The organism is Maricaulis sp. MIT060901 (assembly GCF_047123815.1).
Classification (GTDB): domain Bacteria; phylum Pseudomonadota; class Alphaproteobacteria; order Caulobacterales; family Maricaulaceae; genus Maricaulis.
Genome location: NZ_CP138920.1, coordinates 1,854,441 through 1,868,969, shown reverse-complemented (window position 1 = coordinate 1,868,969; position 14,529 = coordinate 1,854,441). Strand labels below are relative to the sequence as shown.

The 14,529-nt window shown below is 59.9% G+C and carries 22 protein-coding genes and 1 tRNA gene; 10 read left to right on the top strand and 13 right to left on the bottom strand.

Features of this window, described 5'->3' with window-relative positions; genetic code table 11:
- Window positions 1-11 precede the first annotated feature (11 nt).
- The 3 genes from folD to SIC17_RS09220 all read right to left on the bottom strand — a co-directional run bounded on the left by folD (window position 12) and on the right by SIC17_RS09220 (window position 1,482).
- On the bottom strand, window positions 12-890 hold the full coding sequence (folD, locus tag SIC17_RS09230) for a bifunctional methylenetetrahydrofolate dehydrogenase/methenyltetrahydrofolate cyclohydrolase FolD (RefSeq protein WP_412545168.1): 879 nt from the start codon (window positions 888-890) through the stop codon (window positions 12-14).
- Window positions 880-1,119, bottom strand: a complete 240-nt coding sequence (locus SIC17_RS09225) for a DUF167 family protein (protein WP_412546916.1) — start codon at window positions 1,117-1,119, stop codon at window positions 880-882. The genes folD and SIC17_RS09225 overlap by 11 nt, the downstream gene beginning before the upstream one ends.
- 81 nt (window positions 1,120-1,200) lie before the next feature.
- Complete coding sequence (locus SIC17_RS09220; protein ID WP_412545167.1) at window positions 1,201-1,482, bottom strand: YggT family protein; 282 nt, start codon at window positions 1,480-1,482, stop codon at window positions 1,201-1,203.
- A 284-nt stretch (window positions 1,483-1,766) separates the two neighbouring features.
- On the opposite strand from SIC17_RS09220, the gene SIC17_RS09215 reads away from it, so the two are divergent.
- Window positions 1,767-2,366, top strand: coding sequence for a helix-turn-helix domain-containing protein (locus SIC17_RS09215; RefSeq protein ID WP_291891163.1), 600 nt, complete (start codon window positions 1,767-1,769; stop codon window positions 2,364-2,366).
- 50 nt (window positions 2,367-2,416) lie between these two features.
- Window positions 2,417-2,887, top strand: a complete 471-nt coding sequence (locus tag SIC17_RS09210; RefSeq protein WP_291891161.1) for a hypothetical protein — start codon at window positions 2,417-2,419, stop codon at window positions 2,885-2,887.
- A gap of 6 nt (window positions 2,888-2,893) precedes the next feature.
- Here the strand turns inward: SIC17_RS09210 and SIC17_RS09205 are convergent, their stop codons facing one another.
- Both SIC17_RS09205 and bioB read right to left on the bottom strand, forming a co-directional pair.
- On the bottom strand, window positions 2,894-3,169 hold the full coding sequence (locus SIC17_RS09205) for a 4a-hydroxytetrahydrobiopterin dehydratase (RefSeq protein WP_291891159.1): 276 nt from the start codon (window positions 3,167-3,169) through the stop codon (window positions 2,894-2,896).
- A 9-nt stretch (window positions 3,170-3,178) separates the two neighbouring features.
- Window positions 3,179-4,168: a biotin synthase BioB gene (gene bioB, locus SIC17_RS09200; RefSeq protein ID WP_291891157.1), complete on the bottom strand. Its 990-nt coding sequence runs from the start codon at window positions 4,166-4,168 to the stop codon at window positions 3,179-3,181.
- Window positions 4,169-4,256: 88 nt separating this feature from the next.
- Here bioB and SIC17_RS09195 point away from each other — a divergent pair, with 88 nt between their 5' ends.
- Window positions 4,257-4,574 carry a VanZ family protein gene (locus SIC17_RS09195; RefSeq protein WP_291891155.1) on the top strand — a complete coding sequence of 106 codons (318 nt, stop codon included), beginning with the start codon at window positions 4,257-4,259 and terminating at the stop codon, window positions 4,572-4,574.
- Between the two features lie 48 nt (window positions 4,575-4,622).
- On the opposite strand, the gene SIC17_RS09190 is transcribed toward SIC17_RS09195, so the two are convergent.
- The gene (locus tag SIC17_RS09190; protein ID WP_412545166.1) at window positions 4,623-6,161 is read right to left on the bottom strand and encodes an alanine/glycine:cation symporter family protein; all 1,539 of its coding nucleotides are present in this window, start codon (window positions 6,159-6,161) and stop codon (window positions 4,623-4,625) included.
- Between the two features lie 249 nt (window positions 6,162-6,410).
- Between SIC17_RS09190 and SIC17_RS09185 the strand changes: the two genes are divergently transcribed.
- The gene (locus tag SIC17_RS09185; protein ID WP_412545165.1) at window positions 6,411-7,463 is read left to right on the top strand and encodes a S41 family peptidase; all 1,053 of its coding nucleotides are present in this window, start codon (window positions 6,411-6,413) and stop codon (window positions 7,461-7,463) included.
- A gap of 9 nt (window positions 7,464-7,472) precedes the next feature.
- Window positions 7,473-7,757 carry a hypothetical protein gene (locus SIC17_RS09180; RefSeq protein ID WP_412545164.1) on the top strand — a complete coding sequence of 95 codons (285 nt, stop codon included), beginning with the start codon at window positions 7,473-7,475 and terminating at the stop codon, window positions 7,755-7,757.
- Here the strand turns inward: SIC17_RS09180 and SIC17_RS09175 are convergent.
- Both SIC17_RS09175 and SIC17_RS09170 read right to left on the bottom strand, forming a co-directional pair.
- On the bottom strand, window positions 7,754-8,302 hold the full coding sequence (locus SIC17_RS09175; protein WP_412545163.1) for a molybdopterin-dependent oxidoreductase: 549 nt from the start codon (window positions 8,300-8,302) through the stop codon (window positions 7,754-7,756). The genes SIC17_RS09180 and SIC17_RS09175 overlap by 4 nt on opposite strands.
- Window positions 8,303-8,310: 8 nt before the next feature.
- Window positions 8,311-9,234 (bottom strand): lipid II:glycine glycyltransferase FemX, encoded by a 924-nt coding sequence (locus SIC17_RS09170; protein ID WP_412545162.1) that lies wholly within the window; start codon window positions 9,232-9,234, stop codon window positions 8,311-8,313.
- A 42-nt stretch (window positions 9,235-9,276) separates the two neighbouring features.
- On the opposite strand from SIC17_RS09170, the gene SIC17_RS09165 reads away from it, so the two are divergent.
- Window positions 9,277-9,462: a hypothetical protein gene (locus SIC17_RS09165; protein ID WP_291891145.1), complete on the top strand. Its 186-nt coding sequence runs from the start codon at window positions 9,277-9,279 to the stop codon at window positions 9,460-9,462.
- Here the strand turns inward: SIC17_RS09165 and SIC17_RS09160 are convergent.
- Window positions 9,459-10,640, bottom strand: coding sequence for a LytTR family DNA-binding domain-containing protein (locus SIC17_RS09160; protein ID WP_412545161.1), 1,182 nt, complete (start codon window positions 10,638-10,640; stop codon window positions 9,459-9,461). The genes SIC17_RS09165 and SIC17_RS09160 overlap by 4 nt on opposite strands.
- A 17-nt stretch (window positions 10,641-10,657) precedes the next feature.
- On the opposite strand from SIC17_RS09160, the gene SIC17_RS09155 reads away from it, so the two are divergent.
- A complete protein-coding gene (locus SIC17_RS09155; protein WP_412545160.1) occupies window positions 10,658-11,254 on the top strand; it encodes a serine hydrolase domain-containing protein in 597 nt (198 codons plus the stop codon).
- 51 nt (window positions 11,255-11,305) lie between these two features.
- Window positions 11,306-11,638: a hypothetical protein gene (locus SIC17_RS09150; protein ID WP_412545159.1), complete on the top strand. Its 333-nt coding sequence runs from the start codon at window positions 11,306-11,308 to the stop codon at window positions 11,636-11,638.
- A gap of 75 nt (window positions 11,639-11,713) precedes the next feature.
- On the opposite strand, the gene SIC17_RS09145 is transcribed toward SIC17_RS09150, so the two are convergent.
- The 3 genes from SIC17_RS09145 to SIC17_RS09135 all read right to left on the bottom strand — a co-directional run bounded on the left by SIC17_RS09145 (window position 11,714) and on the right by SIC17_RS09135 (window position 12,886).
- Window positions 11,714-12,058 (bottom strand): energy transducer TonB, encoded by a 345-nt coding sequence (locus tag SIC17_RS09145; RefSeq protein ID WP_291891141.1) that lies wholly within the window; start codon window positions 12,056-12,058, stop codon window positions 11,714-11,716.
- A 288-nt stretch (window positions 12,059-12,346) separates the two neighbouring features.
- Window positions 12,347-12,423: transfer RNA gene (locus SIC17_RS09140), tRNA-Arg, on the bottom strand.
- Between the two features lie 82 nt (window positions 12,424-12,505).
- Window positions 12,506-12,886 (bottom strand): hypothetical protein, encoded by a 381-nt coding sequence (locus SIC17_RS09135; protein WP_291891140.1) that lies wholly within the window; start codon window positions 12,884-12,886, stop codon window positions 12,506-12,508.
- Window positions 12,887-13,059: 173 nt separating this feature from the next.
- Between SIC17_RS09135 and SIC17_RS09130 the strand changes: the two genes are divergently transcribed.
- On the top strand, window positions 13,060-13,302 hold the full coding sequence (locus SIC17_RS09130) for a hypothetical protein (protein WP_412545158.1): 243 nt from the start codon (window positions 13,060-13,062) through the stop codon (window positions 13,300-13,302).
- Here the strand turns inward: SIC17_RS09130 and SIC17_RS09125 are convergent.
- Window positions 13,281-14,240, bottom strand: coding sequence for an ABC transporter ATP-binding protein (locus SIC17_RS09125; protein WP_291891138.1), 960 nt, complete (start codon window positions 14,238-14,240; stop codon window positions 13,281-13,283). The two genes, SIC17_RS09130 and SIC17_RS09125, sit on opposite strands and share 22 nt — an antisense overlap.
- A gap of 78 nt (window positions 14,241-14,318) precedes the next feature.
- On the opposite strand from SIC17_RS09125, the gene SIC17_RS09120 reads away from it, so the two are divergent.
- Complete coding sequence (locus SIC17_RS09120) at window positions 14,319-14,516, top strand: zinc-finger domain-containing protein (protein WP_412545157.1); 198 nt, start codon at window positions 14,319-14,321, stop codon at window positions 14,514-14,516.
- The last annotated feature ends 13 nt before the right edge of the window (window positions 14,517-14,529 follow it).

The following is a 14,529-nucleotide window of genomic DNA, read 5'->3' as shown; positions in this document are numbered from 1 at the left end:
TTGTAGTGCACTCAGATGCCCAATCTGAGCGATGCTGCCCGCACTGTATTCTGGAGCAGCATAGCGATTGTCATCGGACCGATTCCGCCCGGCACAGGCGTGATCCAGCCCGCATGACCGACGATCTCGTCAAAGGCCGCGTCACCTACGAGGCGCGTCTTGCCCTCACCGCGTTCCGGCGCATCGATGCGATTAATTCCGACATCGAGAACACAGGCCCCCGGCTTGACCCAGTCACCGCGCACCATTTCCGGACGACCGACCGCCGGCACCAGGATATCTGCCGTACGACACAGCGCTGGCAGGTCCTTGGTCCGCGAATGCGCAATCGTGACCGTGGCGTTCTTTTCGAGGAACAGAAGTGCTGCAGGCTTGCCAACCAGGATGGATCGCCCGACGACGACAACAGACTTGCCGGAAAGATCTCCCAGCACCTTCTCTGCGAGATAGACGCAGCCAGCTGGCGTACAGGGGCGTAGCCCGGGCTTGCCCAGAACCAGGCGCCCCGCGCTGGCTTCGGTTAGTCCATCCACATCCTTGTTCGGATCGATGGTCTCGATAACGGCATTGGCGTCCATATGATCAGGCAAGGGCAACTGCACTAGAATGCCATCCACCTCCGGATCCGCATTCAATCCGCGCACGATCTCGACAACTTCGGCCTGGGTCACATCAGCGGGTCTGCGCACTTCTACCGAGCGCAGCCCGGCGGCCTCGGTCCGGCGGACCTTGTTGCGCACATAGACCTGGCTGGCCGGATCTTCGCCAATCAGCACAACCGCCAGACAGGGCGGACGCCCGAGCTTTTTCGCCAGCTCTTCACCGTCGGCCTTAGCTTCAAGGTCCAGAGCCTCGCCAATGGCTTTTCCGTCGATCAGTTCAGCGCTCATGCGTCAACGTCTCCAATTTAGCCCGGGTGCGATCCAGCCGATCGGCCGGACCTGTCACTCGAAGCGTCTTGATGCGGGCTGCTGCCCCCCGGATGATGTGAATATCCCGTTTTGGACAACCCGCCCATGTGGCGAAAAGGGCAATCACAGCCTTATTGGCCCTGCCCTTGTCTGATACCGCCCGCACCCGTAGGACCAAATTCAGCTGCCCGTCCGCAGTAGCGACCACTCCGTTAACACTGTCACTTGAGGCGGCCGGTTTTACGCGGACAGAGACATCCAGTCCTGTCGCATCTCGGACGAACAATTATCAGAAGAGCCGAACGAGCTCGGCAAGCACATACCCTTGCACGAAACCAATGAGCAGCACGAGGACGATAGGGGAAAAGTCCAAACCGCCAAGGGTGGGCAAGACGGAGCGGATCGGCCGAAGGAGTGGCTCTGTCACGGCGTGGGTGATGCGGTAGATGGTCGACACCAACTGATTGTGCGTGTTGATCACATTAAAATTGATCAACCAGCTCATGACTATGCCGATAATCACGATCCACACCAGGATGCTTAATGCGGGATGGATGAGATAGATGATCAAACCGTCAATTGGGGACATGGCTTAGCTTTCCGTTTTACCCAGCGCCAGAGGCTTTCTAACGCGCACTGGCTGATCCCGTCCAGCAGGACACTGATCAATCTCCTCGACGCTCTGCCCTGAACCTCCTTCCCGTCGCTGTGCTCTTCCGAGCGCCCTGAACATAAGGTGCGATAATGCAACCCATTGTTTGCATAAGATATTCAGCAGATGGAGCCGGGCGCAGCTTGTATGCTGTCCGCCGCGGACTAAGCTGCTCCGCTTTGGGTGATAATTTGGGGTTGCACATGAATTGGAGTTCCGAACTTCGGGCCTTTCGTTCTCGCACGGGACTGAAACAGGAAGCACTCGCGGACCTGCTCAAGATTTCGCAGGCTTATGTCTCGCGCCTGGAAGCCGGTCGCACCGAACCCAAGCCGGGTCTGGAAAACCGGATCCGCGCCCTGATGTCGGACCGCTCCCATCGCGACGTGCTGGACTTCGTCTTGTCCAGCGTCCGTGTCAGCCCGCAGATCAGCTGCGTTATCCAGCCGACTGAAGACAATGTGCGTTATGTCGCCCTGTCCAATGGCTTCCGCGATCACCCTCAATTCGCCGGCGCCCAGGAAGGCCTGGAAGTCCGTCGGGAGGCTTCACCAGACGGGCATCGCCTCGTTCGCGAAATCCTTGCCTGTGGTGCATTCTCCGGCCAGGTCCGCTCGGTAGACGCCGTGTGGAAGGCAACGATAGATGGACAGACCTATTGCTGGCGCTCGGTGAACACGCCGGTCCGGGCCAGCGATGGTGTCTGGTATCTGCTATGCGCCATGACACAGCTGAGCGAAGACGAGCACGACGAGCGAATGGCCCAGCGCGACACGCAACTCGTCATAAACGCGATTCAATAAGCCTGGGCGCGAAAAACGCTTCCTTTACGTCTGCGTGCTAGACCGTGGACATGTCCAGTTTCGTGTCCAAGATCGCGCGTTTCAGCCTGCTTGCAGGTTGTGTCATTGCCCTGTCCGGTGCGCCGGCAGCCCATGCGGCTGCGCCGCCGCCCTCCGAAGGGGCATCATCCTCTGACAGTGATGGCCGTCACAGGAATCTGACATCGTCCTCGACTTACATGCCCCTGCCTCCGCTGATGGCGGCTGTGCAATCGAATTTCCGATCGCAGGGCCTGTTGCAGATCGAAGCCGGGCTCGAGATTGACGACCCGCGTCTGCGTCGCCGGGTCGAACGGTATATGCCGCGCCTGCGCAATGCCTATGTTTCCGCGCTGACGCTGTATACGGGCTCGTATTATCGGTTCGGCGAGGTTCCCGATGCCGACCGCATCGCTGACCTGCTCCAGGAAGCCACGAACATGACCCTTGGCCAGGAAGGCGCGGACGTCCTCCTGGGCATGATCATCATCCATTCTGACTAGGTCGCCCTAGGCGATCTCGTCCATGAAGCCGGCGAGGGTCAGATCGAGCTCGGTGACGCCGCCTGCATCATGCGTGGCCAGCGTCACATCGACCTTGTTCCAGACATTGAACCATTCAGGATGGTGGTTCATCTGCTCGGCCTTGACCGCGACGCGGCTCATGAACCCCCAGGCCTCGTTGAAATCGGAAAACTCAAAGACCTTGCGGATCGCATCCCGCCCCTCAACGACCGACCAGCTGGAGAGTTTTGCGACAACAGCTTCTGCGCCAAGCTTTTTCATATCCACCTCTTATTCCGCCGGCATGGTCATCGGTTCGATGCCCAGCGTCTTGAACAGGTCGAAATCCTCGTGTTTTTCCGGGTTCGGCGTGGTCAGGAGTTCCTCGCCAACGAAGATGGAATTGGCGCCGGCCAGGAAACACAGCGCCTGGGTTTCGCGGCTCATGCCCTCGCGCCCCGCCGACAGGCGCACCATGGATTTCGGCATCATGATCCGCGCCGTGGCGATCGTGCGAACGAAATCGATCCCGTCCAGCGGCTTGCTGTCACCCAGCGGCGTATTCTCGACAGCCACCAGGTGATTGATCGGAACACTTTCCGGGTGCGGATCCATATTGGCCAGCTCGGCGATCAGGCCGATACGCGCCGTTTCCGGTTCGCCCATGCCAATGATACCGCCCGTGCAGACATGAATGCCGGCGCCACGAACACGATCCAGCGTATCGAGGCGGTCCTGGTAGGTGCGCGTCGAGATCACCCGGCCATAATCTTCCGGCGCGGTGTCGATGTTGTGATTGTAATAATCCAGCCCGGCGTCACGCAGTTTTTTCGCCTGTTCGTCTTCCAGCATGCCCAGCGTGACACAGGTTTCCATGCCCAGCGCCTTGACGCCGGAGATCATCTCGCAGATCGCATCTTCATCGCGGGACTTCAGCTCGCGCCAGGCGGCACCCATACAGAACCGGGTCGCGCCGCCGTCCTTGGCTTTCTGCGCTGCGTCCAGAACCTCGTCGACAGGCATCAACTTGGAGGCTTTCAGCCCAGTATCGAAATGAGCGGACTGGTTGCAGTAGCCACAATCCTCGGCACAGCCGCCGGTCTTGATCGACAGGAGCTGGCTGGTCTGGACCTGGTTGGCCGGATGGCATTTTCTGTGCACAGATTGCGCCGCAAAGATGAGGTCGTTAAACGGCGCGCGATAGATTTCGGCAGCCTCCTCGCGGGTCCAATCGGTACGCGGGGTCAGCAGACGGTCGATATCATTGAGCAACTGGGTCATGGAAAGCCTGTCCTGAAGAATGTCAGCGGAACCTAAGAATACTTCGGCCCGGCGTCCAGATATGGGACTGCGATGGGCGGGTCGTGTCATGTTTTTGACCACAACGGCGCTGATCACCGATCTGGCGCTGCAGCCTAGCTACGCGACGCCCGCTAGTGTTCTGGGCAGCGACAAGGTTGAACATATCGCCGCGTTTCTCACGCTGGCCATGCTGTCACGATTGGCCTGGCCAACCCTCAGCCGATGGCTTCTGGGTGGTCTGCTGGCGCTTTACGGGCTGGGCATCGAATTCGTGCAATCGATGGATTTTGTCGGTCGCACAGCATCCGTTGCGGATTTTGTCGCTGACGTGGTCGGCATTGCACTCGGCTTCCTGGCCATTCGCCTCCTGGCCCCGCGCAAATAAAAAGCCCCGCCGGTCAGGCGGGGCTTTTCATGTCTCTCGTCGCCGAGATTATTTAGGCTTGTTCTCACCTTCGGCTTCAGCCTCCGGTGCGTCATCAACGTGAGCGCTGGCGTCATAATCAACATCCAGGCCACCCGCGACGATCTTGCCATCATGTTCCTTGGTGATCTTGAAGACCATGCCGGACAGGAAGATCAGGGCGATCAGGTTCGGAGCTGCCATCGCCGCGTTGGCAATACCGCCCAGACGCCAGATCACGTCGACCTGCTGGAAGGAACCAACAAAGACCATGGCAACCCAGACCAGGCGGAACGGGACAACAAGCCCCTCGCCACCCAGGAAGGCGATCGCACGCTCACCATAATAGGACCAGCCCAGAATGGTGGTGAAGGCAAAGAAGGCCAGGATAATGGCGATATACCAGTCACCGAACGGGAAGGCCGCCTGGTAGGAGGCCTGCGTGACCTGGATGCCCTCGAGGCCAGCCAGCCATGCATAGCCGATCGTTTCACCCGCCTCGTTGTAAACAAAGTCGCCGGTAACCGTCAGGATGACCAGGGCCGTCATCGTACAGATAACCATGGTGTCCAGGAAGGTACCGACCATGGCGATCTTGCCCTGCTGAACCGGGTCTTTCGTCTGCGCGGCAGCGTGCGCGATCGGGGCAGAACCCTGACCGGCCTCGTTGGAGAAAAGACCACGCTCAACACCGAAACGAATACCTGCAGAGAGAGAGGCTCCCAGGAAACCGCCCGCCGCGGCAGCCGGCTCGAACAGGCCACCAAAGATCAGACCGAATGCAGCCGGGATCTCATTGGCGTTCATGACCAGCGTCACGATGGCAACGATGACATAGGTGATCGCCATCAGCGGAACGACGCGCCCCGCGACCGTACCGATGGATTTAATACCACCGAGAATGACGATGAAGGTCAGACCCGCGATCACAGCACCAACAATCATCTTGGAGGTGATGCTGTTGGGATCGAGGATGTCCGCATTACCAAGCGCACCCACGATACCATTCGTCAGCGAGTTGGACTGGATCATGTTGCCGGTCGCAACAGCGGAGAAAAGCGTACCGGCTGCGAACAGCACGGCCAGCCACATCCACCATTTTCCGAGACCGTTCTTGATGTAATACATCGGGCCGCCGGCGACGGAGGACTTGCCGTCCTTCGGGTGCTCGCGATAGCGAACAGCCAGCATGGATTCCGAATAGGCCGACGCCATACCGACCATGGCGGTAACCCACATCCAGAAGATCGCGGCCGGACCACCCAGCGTGATCGCGGTGGCGACACCAGCCAGGTTACCCGTGCCGACCTGTCCCGACAGGGCCGTTGCAAGGGCCTGGAACGGAGAGATCGCGCCGTCTTCTTTCTTGTCGGAGCTTGCGAACAGCGAGCGGAAAGCGCGCGGCAGCTGGCGGATCGGCATGAAGCGCAGACCAACCATGAGATAAAGGCCGGTACCAAGCAGAAGAATGGTAATCGGGCCGACCGGCAGAATCGTCTGATCGCCCCAGTTACCCCCCCAGAGGAAGTCACTGAACGTCTCGATGCCGCCCACAATTGTTTCGTACATGGAACTCGTCCCCTCCCAGGACACAATTTCACTTGGCGCGCACCATAGGAAGTCAGGGCGCACGCTCAAAGCGTTTTGTGCGTTTTCGTGACAGTTCAGGTGGATCGCACGGACAAACTTCGCGCGAGAGGGGAGACAGGTCAAATAGTACGAACCGGAATATATGACCGTATTGTAACTGCGAGGATGAAAACCGGTTCGGTCCGGCACCCTACAGCTGTGGCGACCTTAGCTCGGAAGGGATCCTTCATGTTCAAAAAAGTATTGCTGGCCTGCACGGCCAGCCTCGCGCTGGCGTCGGCCGGCTTCGCCCAGACTAACATTTCTGCCGACGAACGCGCTGCGGCTTTGCGTGAAATAGCGGAACTGATTGGCGATGAATATTTCGACGCAACGCGCGCAGCAGCGATTGAAAGCCAGCTCAAAGAACTGGTCAGCTCCGGTGCGTTCGACGATTTTGATGACGCGGAAAGCCTGTCCTCCCATCTCACCCAGCTCCTGCTGGAAGAAGATCGCCACTTCTCCGTCAACTATCGCGGCATGGAAGCGGTTCGCGAAGCGATCGCTGCGGCGGAAGCCGCGGAAGCCCGCCGTGCCAATCGCGATAATGAGCCCCAGCGCGCGCCGCGCGACCGCTTTGCCGGCCTGCGCCAGCAGAATTTCGGCTTTGACAGTGTGGAAATCCTCGATGGCAATATCGGTTACATCAAGATAGACATGTTCGCTCCGATCGAGGGCGGAATGGACACGGCCAACGCCGCGCTCGGCTTTGTTGCCGGCACCAATGCGGTCATTTTCGACCTGCGTGAGAACCGCGGCGGAGCGCCTTCAATGGTGCAATACCTGATCAGTCACTTCCTGGAAGATGGCGGCGATACGCTGATCAACACCTTCGTTTCCCGTGACCTGGACTACCCGAACCAGATGTGGTCGATCCCGCACCACCCGATGGGACACCGCCCGGATGTTCCGGTCATCGTGTTGACCAGCGGTGCAACGGGTTCGGCAGGCGAGGCCTTCCCCTACCACCTGCAGGCCCTGGAGCGCGGTACAATCATCGGTGAAAGCACCTATGGTGCCGGCAATCCGGGCGGCACCTGGCTGACGGATCGGGGCTATGAGATTTTCATCTCCACCGGCTCTGCACGCAATCCGATCACCGGCACCAACTGGGAAGGTATCGGTGTGACGCCGGATATCGAGGTCGCATCAGACCATGCGCTCAACCAGGCCCTGCTGTCTCTATACCCCCAGCTCATCGAGGATACGGAGGACGACAACGCCCGCCGCTCACTGGAGTAGGGACAGGAAATGCTCGAGGCGGAGATGGAGCCGATCGAAATCAGCGCCTCGGATCTGGAAGCCTATGTCGGCACTTTCGGCATCCGCTCGACCCGCATGGACGATGGTCAGCTGACTTATCAGCGTGATGGCAATCCGCCGATCCAATTGATCGCGCTGGGTGATGACCGGTTTGCTTTCCCGGGAGACAACATGGCGCGCCTGGTGTTCGAACGAGATCGTCGCGGCCGGGTCATCTCGCTGGATCTGCACATGATCCGTGGCCGGGTCATGGCCAACCCGCAAACAGACTAACGCAGTTCGATCGCGATCACGCCCCACAGCCAGTCATCATCCGACATGTCCGCAAGTGCCGGATCTGACTGGCGGGGCCAGACCAGCATGGCGGGTCCGAAGCCACCCATTGGCAAGGGCTCGCCATTCATCTGCGTGGCCAGGATCACATCATGCGCCTGGATCCGCCCCAGCGCGATCTCGCGCTGGTAACCATCCAACGCTGTGACCACAGCCAGCTCACCTGAGGGCACTCCCAGCGCAATCACATCACGAAGCAGCGGCCCCCGAAACTCCCGCATCTCGCTGCCCGCCGGAAAATCTGTACGCACGATATGCTGAGGCAAACGCGCCAGCTGGGCGGCCGAAACAGCGAACCCCTCGCCTACTTCCAGACCAAACGAGTTGAAAAGCGGCTCTGTCAGGGGATCCAACGGCCCCCGATTGCTCTCTTGGATATCGCCGTAAAGGGTCAGCAAGGCCCCGGTCTCTGCCGCAGGCTCGGATGAACATGCCGCGAACAAGCCCACCATCGACACAACAAGTCCGGCCACAAACCTGCGCATGACGCCCCCTAGAAATATGTGCCGGCATAGGTGATCAGCTGACCACCCGTACCCAGTTTGAAACGAGCCCGACCCGCGCTCTTCAACGTCTCTACGCCGCCGAGGTCGAGCCGTTTCACGCCGCGCTGCTTGAGAACGTCCAGCGCCTGCCAGAGCAAAAGGTTGTGAGCGCCCAGCTTGCGGCCTTCCTCGCTGTTCCAGCCGATATGATAAGTCGCGGCACAGCCATGGATCAGGAACAGCATGGCCGCAGCCTTCTGTTTGCCAAGATCACCACGCAGGATGAGCAGGCTGTCGCGATCCCCCTTGGCCTTGACGAATTCGGGTACCAGAGCTGCCGGGGTAGCGGTGTAGCCGCGGTCCTTGCGCTGCCCCTCTTCGGTCTCTAGCAGCCAGATATATTGCGCTGGCTTGGTCCCGTTCTGCTGGACTTTCAGCGCTGACTTCTCAGCGGCGACCAGTCTATTGCGCCATTTGCCGTCAAACCCGGCCCGTAAATCCGCCAGCGATTGGGTGAGGTCCAGCATCACCGTGGAATAACCCGAGACGACACGCCGCGCGCCACCGGGCGGATCCACATCATCCGGTGTCTGGAGGGTCACGCGCGGCCAGCCAAGGCCCAGCGCCGATTTCAGGGCCCGATGCACCTGCCTGCGCTGCTCGGTGGAGACCTCTCGCAGCCAGACCGGCCCGCGCGAACACAGGCCGACATTGACCATCATACCAATCTTGCGGGTCGTGAACTGGGCGAGTGCGAGCTGGCCGGCATCATCCTCGATGACCACGCGCACGACGTTCGCACCAACGGACGCCAACGCGTCTCCATAGCTCCAGTCCTGTTGCAGGGAGGCCGGTGTTTCCGCCAAGGCCTTATCCCACTGGTCACGGGAGATGTCGGTGGAGATCTGCATCGATTGGTTAACCAGAATCACTGCCTGATCCCACTATCCACGCCTCGCCATGGAGCACAATGCATGTTCAGCCGTCGCCCCGAAGCCGTGATGGGTCATCGCATCGCGCCGCCGCGCCTGACCCCGATGGCCGTCATCCTGCTGATCCTCTATGTCGGGGTTCCGGTGCTCCTGTTCACCGGCCTTCTTGACCTGGCCATGCAGCTCATGTTCGGCGTCTGCACCGGGCTGTGGTGCCTCGCCGGCTAGTCCTCGGCGTCTTTCAGGCGTTCGCGCACAGCACCGGCCAGGCTGCGACTGACGGGGATTTCCCGTCTCTGCCCGAGGAATAGTGAATACCGGCTGCTCGGCCGCACCTGCAGGCGAGTCGCATAGTCCATATTGACGATGTGAGAGCGGTGCACCCGCATGAAGCTTGGCGCCAGCTGCTCCATCAGCTTGTTGAATGCGCCACGCGTGAGTTGCCGCTGGCCATCCTCCATCTCGAACTCGGCATAGTTTCCGGCGGCATGAATCGCGACGACCTCCGCGAGGATAAAGGCCTTCTCGCCACTCTCCGTCTGGAGACAGGTTGTCACAGCAACCGGTGCAGTTTCGGTAGCCGTACCGGGTTGGAAAACACCAACTAATTCAACCATCAGAACGAGACCGAGGACCAGAAACACCGTATTGTCGAGGAATGCCCAGGGAGACCAGATCGCGATTATTGCTGTCGCCAGTAGCACTGCCATCACCGGATCGATCAGCGCCGAACGCAGTCCGGCTCGTACAATCATTTCACCGGCGATGAGCAAGGCAATCAGCGCCAGGCCGATAAGGGTGACCGTATCCGGGTTTATCCCGAGCACCATCCCGACCAGCACCAGCATGCCAGCACTCCCCAGCATCGCGGCAGGCACCCGCCAGCCAGCCTCCCTGCGTTGCGCGATCCACCAGGTCAGCACTGCCGAGAGCGTGCCCAGGCTGAGCACAAACATGCGCGGCAGGTGGAATACGTAGGGGTAGTTGATGATCGCCCGGCTGATCTCGGCGGAAAGGGCAAGCGCCAACGACACCGCCGCGACCAGCATCCAGCCCGTGTGCCAACGCACGCCATTGCGCATCAGCTCGTGAGCAAAGCCCAGCACAATCAGGATCAAAAGACCAATCAGGGAAATACCCGCCCAGTAATATCCCGCCTGGCGGGCGTCGGGACGCAGTTCCGGGGTCAGGGCGAGATCCTGCAACAGGCGATGCCCGTGCAACCCTGCCTTCGAGGATGAGACCAGGATCATCAACTCATTAGTGCCCGCCCTTGCCGAACTCAGATCGTGGGAGGAATCGATGAGCGCCTCGCCCTCAAGTCCGTCAATCGCGGCGTCGCCTTCCGACCCAACCCGGCGCCCGTTGAGATAGACAGTCGCCGCAAACGGTCCGGACAGGCGCAAATCGGGACCGCGGCCTGATGGACCTGGAGAGCCAGGCTCCTGCAACACCACAAACCCGGTATCGTGTCTATTCCATCGCCAAGGCCATGACGGCGACAGCGGCCATGCGGTTAGTGGAGTTGGAGAGACTTGATCTCGACACGCGGGTCGAAACCTATCTGTCGGACTTGCCGGACCACGTGCACGGAATCACCGCGCGCCAGCTGATGGGCCACCGCAGCGGCATCCGGCATTATCGACAGGGTGAATGGATCAGCGTCAGCCATCGCGACTGTGCGAGCCCGACCGACGCCCTGGAAGACTTCATCAACGACCCCCTCGACAACGAGCCCGGAACGGCGATGGCCTATTCCACATTTGGCTATGTCTTGCTCAGCGTGGTCATCGAGGCTGCCTATGGCCAGCTCTATGAGAAAGCCATGCAAGACCTGGTTTTCACACCGGCGGGGATGACGGCCACCGCGATCGAAGGCCGCGAGGTCAGCGGTTTTGATACGGCCACCTTCTATGTCGCGCCCGATCCGAATGATCCGGAGGACGACTGGTTCGCGACCGTCGATTGGGACCCGTCCATCAATGCAAGCCGCAAGTTCGGGGGTGGCGGATTCTTGTAGACATCTGAAGACCTGGTCCGGTTTGGCTGGGCGCTTAGTACTGGTCGGCTCGTGTCCGCGGGCAGCACGGCCTTTCTCACCGATGTTTATGATGACGGGCTCAACCAGGGTCCGGCGTATGGCCATGGCTTTTTCGACGGGCGAAGCTGGATGGAGAGCGTAGCGCGTTGGGCTGAAAATGAGTGCGGTCGCGAGAACACACCTTATCTGCCGGAAACGCCGATCTGGTTCCATGGTGGAACCGCCGCCGGCGGGCATGCCTTACTCTTCGTCTATCCCGAATACGACCTCGTCGCGAGTTTCGCTGCCACCAACAGGCTGGGCGGAAATGTCGTCATGCTTGACCTGCATGAGATCGCTCTGCTCTTCGCACCCGCGGAATAGCCCGCCACAAACGGAAAACGACCCGCGCCGGGGAGGACGCGGGTCGCTTGCCCATTGCCAAGGGGGGGAGCAATGTCAGTTGAGCTGGAAATTCAGCTGTGTCTGGTGCCCTTCGGTCTGGACGTCAGCTTCACTGAAACGCCAGGAAGCCACAGCTCTTAGTGCTGCGCGATCAAACACGCCTGCGGGCTCGGCTTCGGCCACAGTGGCGTCGACCACATCGCCGGACGGGTCAATCGAATAGGCGATGATCACATAACCCTCGACGCCCCTGCGCTCCGCTGCTCGCGGGTAGTCCGGCGCGCTGACCCGCACCGCTTCCCGCTCTGGCTGTTCCTGCACCGCGAACGCAGCAGGTGCTGCAAACGCCGCTAGGGCCAGTGACAATCCTAAAACTCGCTTGTGAAACTCCGCACGCATCATCTCCTCCCGTCGGGACTTTGTTTGTTATGGGAGCAGGCTAGCAAACCCAGCTTTCAACGCGGTTAGTTCTGTCGTTCGAATTTTATCGAAACAAATTTATAACGCATTTTCAGCATCTTATGACGAATATAGAAATTCGACAGCGACGAATATCACAAGCCAACAGGGATCATCGCGAGGATTTCGAACTCGATCAGACTGCTGATGACTGTGACCACTGCAGGTGACGGCGAGCGCCAAGCGGCATTCGCGCGCCCGGCATATGACATACAACTGAAAAGAAAATGGCGCACCCAAGAGGATTCGAACCTCTGACCTCTGCCTTCGGAGGGCAGCGCTCTATCCAGCTGAGCTATGGGTGCGTGTGGCTGCAGCCATAACGCATGCCGCAGGTCGGTGCAATCGTCGGGGGCCGCTGTTGTTGCAGCCCCCGTATGGCCCTGATCAGCCTACCAGGCCTTCATCGCCGAGACCGTCGGCATCATCCATGTCGCCGCTTGATCGTCGTCCGCCCAGATCGTCCGGGTCAGCATCATCATCCCTGCGTCTTCGCCCCTGTTTCTGGGAAAGTCCTGTGAGGCCTATCCCCCAGTCCTTGTCGAAGCCGTCGACACCGCGATTGCGGAAACGGACCTTGGGTCCGGGCCGCATCAGCCAGCTGTAGACGATGATGGAAGCGATGGCGGAGATGAATATGAGGATTCCGGCAAAGCCTGCTCCGGTCGATCCCTGGGGCTGCATGTAAATGCCGAAAAACCAGGTCAATGACACAAAGAGCGGTGCTGCCACCAGGAGTGAAAAGAATCTCTTGAACGTCCTACCCATCGCGATTTCCTCCCTTGCTCGTCATACATCTCGGACGAGCAGAAGATTGCGCTGAAACTGTGCCGGAAATCGGGCACAAGTAACGGGACTGATCGGCCCATATTCCCGCCCGGATTGCTATTGCACGCAAGCGAGTTGCGAAGGAAAATGGATGGCTCGGCACGAGGTCAGCCATGAATGCCTTCTGGAAACTAAATCGGACCGGTGCACGCCTGATGTCCATATTCACGGGAGTCGTTACCTCGCTATTGATCCTCGGTCGCACGTGGGAGCAAGAGCCGGGCTTCGCGGGCATCATTGCTTGGCAGATCGCCATGTGCATTACGTTGTGGATGACCGCCGACTGGATGGGGCGCAAAATCAAGCCACCAAAAACTGAGGCGCACTCGAACGATCAGGCCTCTTCTCGATTATAGGTGAGCGCCAGGAAGACATCTTCCAGGTCGGGCTCTTCTGTGCGCAGGTCATCAATGCGGCCGCCAGACGCACGGAATTTCTCGATCATCTCGGCAACCGATTGCTGGCCTCGTCGATAGGAAATGGCCAGCGCCCCGTCATCGCGGATCTCGGCGTCGAATTCGGCCAGCTCCGCCGGCACGGCTGACAAGGCCTCGGCGGGCTCGATAACAAGTGTCTTCCTGTCCATGCGCTGGAGCAATTGCTCCTTGGGCTCACAGGCCACGACCTGGCCCTGGTCAACAATGGCGATCTCGTCGCAAAGCTCCTGGGCCTCTTCCAGGTAATGCGTGGTCAACACGATGGTCGTGCCACGCGCATGCAGTTCCCGCACATAATCCCAGAGCTGGCGGCGCAGCTCGATATCGACACCCGCAGTGGGCTCGTCCAGCACCAGCACCGGCGGGGCGTGAACCATGGCCTTGGCGACGAGCAGTCGCCGCTTCATGCCACCGGAAAGCTGTCGAACATAGGCATTGCGTTTGTCGGAGAGGCCGACGGCCTCGAGCAATTCCTCGGTGCGGCGCTCTGCTTTCGGCACGCCGTAGAAGCCCGCCATCAGTTCCAGCGTCTCATAGGGCGTGAAAAACACGTCCATGTTGATTTCCTGGGGAACAACGCCGATCGCTGCGCGCGCTGCACGGCTGTCCTGATCGATATCGATGTCCCAGGTCCGTGCCGTGCCCGAGGATTTTTTGACCAGGCCGGCAAAGATATTGATGAAGGTGGACTTGCCCGCGCCATTCGGGCCGAGCAGGCCGAAGATGGATCCGCGGCGCACTTTCAGGTCGACACCCTTGAGCGCTTCCTTGGGGGGCGCCTTCTTGGTTCCGCCATAGGTCTTTTTCAGATCAATCGCCTCTATGGCGTATTCGGGCAGGCTGGAAGTGTCGGACATGTCGGCTCGGAATTGACGAGGATGGGTCAAGCGCCATAGTTAGGCATCGATTTTCGTCCTGTCCATGAGGGCCTGTGCATGGCTGATGCTGCCAAATCCATTCCACCGTCCGAAATCATCGCGACCGAAGACCACCGTATCGCCTGTGATGGCGGCGGCGGCGCCCTCGGCCATCCCAAGGTTTTCCTGGAGATGGGCGAAAGTGATTTTGTCGAGTGTCCCTATTGCGACCGCCGCTTTGTGCGCGCCGGTTCCTCCGAGGACCCGAACGCGTAACACACGCGTCTTT

Bases quoted from the DNA above. Each gene is read 5' to 3' on its own strand.
- folD (WP_412545168.1), bottom strand. From the start codon at position 890: ATGAGCGCTGAACTGATCGACGGAAAAGCCATTGGCGAGGCTCTGGAC.
- SIC17_RS09215 (WP_291891163.1), top strand. From the start codon at position 1,767: ATGAATTGGAGTTCCGAACTTCGGGCCTTTCGTTCTCGCACGGGACTG.
- SIC17_RS09210 (WP_291891161.1), top strand. From the start codon at position 2,417: ATGTCCAGTTTCGTGTCCAAGATCGCGCGTTTCAGCCTGCTTGCAGGT.
- SIC17_RS09205 (WP_291891159.1), bottom strand. From the start codon at position 3,169: ATGAAAAAGCTTGGCGCAGAAGCTGTTGTCGCAAAACTCTCCAGCTGG.
- bioB (WP_291891157.1), bottom strand. From the start codon at position 4,168: ATGACCCAGTTGCTCAATGATATCGACCGTCTGCTGACCCCGCGTACC.
- SIC17_RS09195 (WP_291891155.1), top strand. From the start codon at position 4,257: ATGTTTTTGACCACAACGGCGCTGATCACCGATCTGGCGCTGCAGCCT.
- SIC17_RS09190 (WP_412545166.1), bottom strand. From the start codon at position 6,161: ATGTACGAAACAATTGTGGGCGGCATCGAGACGTTCAGTGACTTCCTC.
- SIC17_RS09185 (WP_412545165.1), top strand. From the start codon at position 6,411: ATGTTCAAAAAAGTATTGCTGGCCTGCACGGCCAGCCTCGCGCTGGCG.
- SIC17_RS09180 (WP_412545164.1), top strand. From the start codon at position 7,473: ATGCTCGAGGCGGAGATGGAGCCGATCGAAATCAGCGCCTCGGATCTG.
- SIC17_RS09175 (WP_412545163.1), bottom strand. From the start codon at position 8,302: ATGCGCAGGTTTGTGGCCGGACTTGTTGTGTCGATGGTGGGCTTGTTC.
- SIC17_RS09165 (WP_291891145.1), top strand. From the start codon at position 9,277: ATGTTCAGCCGTCGCCCCGAAGCCGTGATGGGTCATCGCATCGCGCCG.
- SIC17_RS09155 (WP_412545160.1), top strand. From the start codon at position 10,658: ATGGACCTGGAGAGCCAGGCTCCTGCAACACCACAAACCCGGTATCGT.
- SIC17_RS09145 (WP_291891141.1), bottom strand. From the start codon at position 12,058: ATGCGTGCGGAGTTTCACAAGCGAGTTTTAGGATTGTCACTGGCCCTA.
- SIC17_RS09135 (WP_291891140.1), bottom strand. From the start codon at position 12,886: ATGGGTAGGACGTTCAAGAGATTCTTTTCACTCCTGGTGGCAGCACCG.
- SIC17_RS09130 (WP_412545158.1), top strand. From the start codon at position 13,060: ATGAATGCCTTCTGGAAACTAAATCGGACCGGTGCACGCCTGATGTCC.
- SIC17_RS09125 (WP_291891138.1), bottom strand. From the start codon at position 14,240: ATGTCCGACACTTCCAGCCTGCCCGAATACGCCATAGAGGCGATTGAT.
- SIC17_RS09120 (WP_412545157.1), top strand. From the start codon at position 14,319: ATGGCTGATGCTGCCAAATCCATTCCACCGTCCGAAATCATCGCGACC.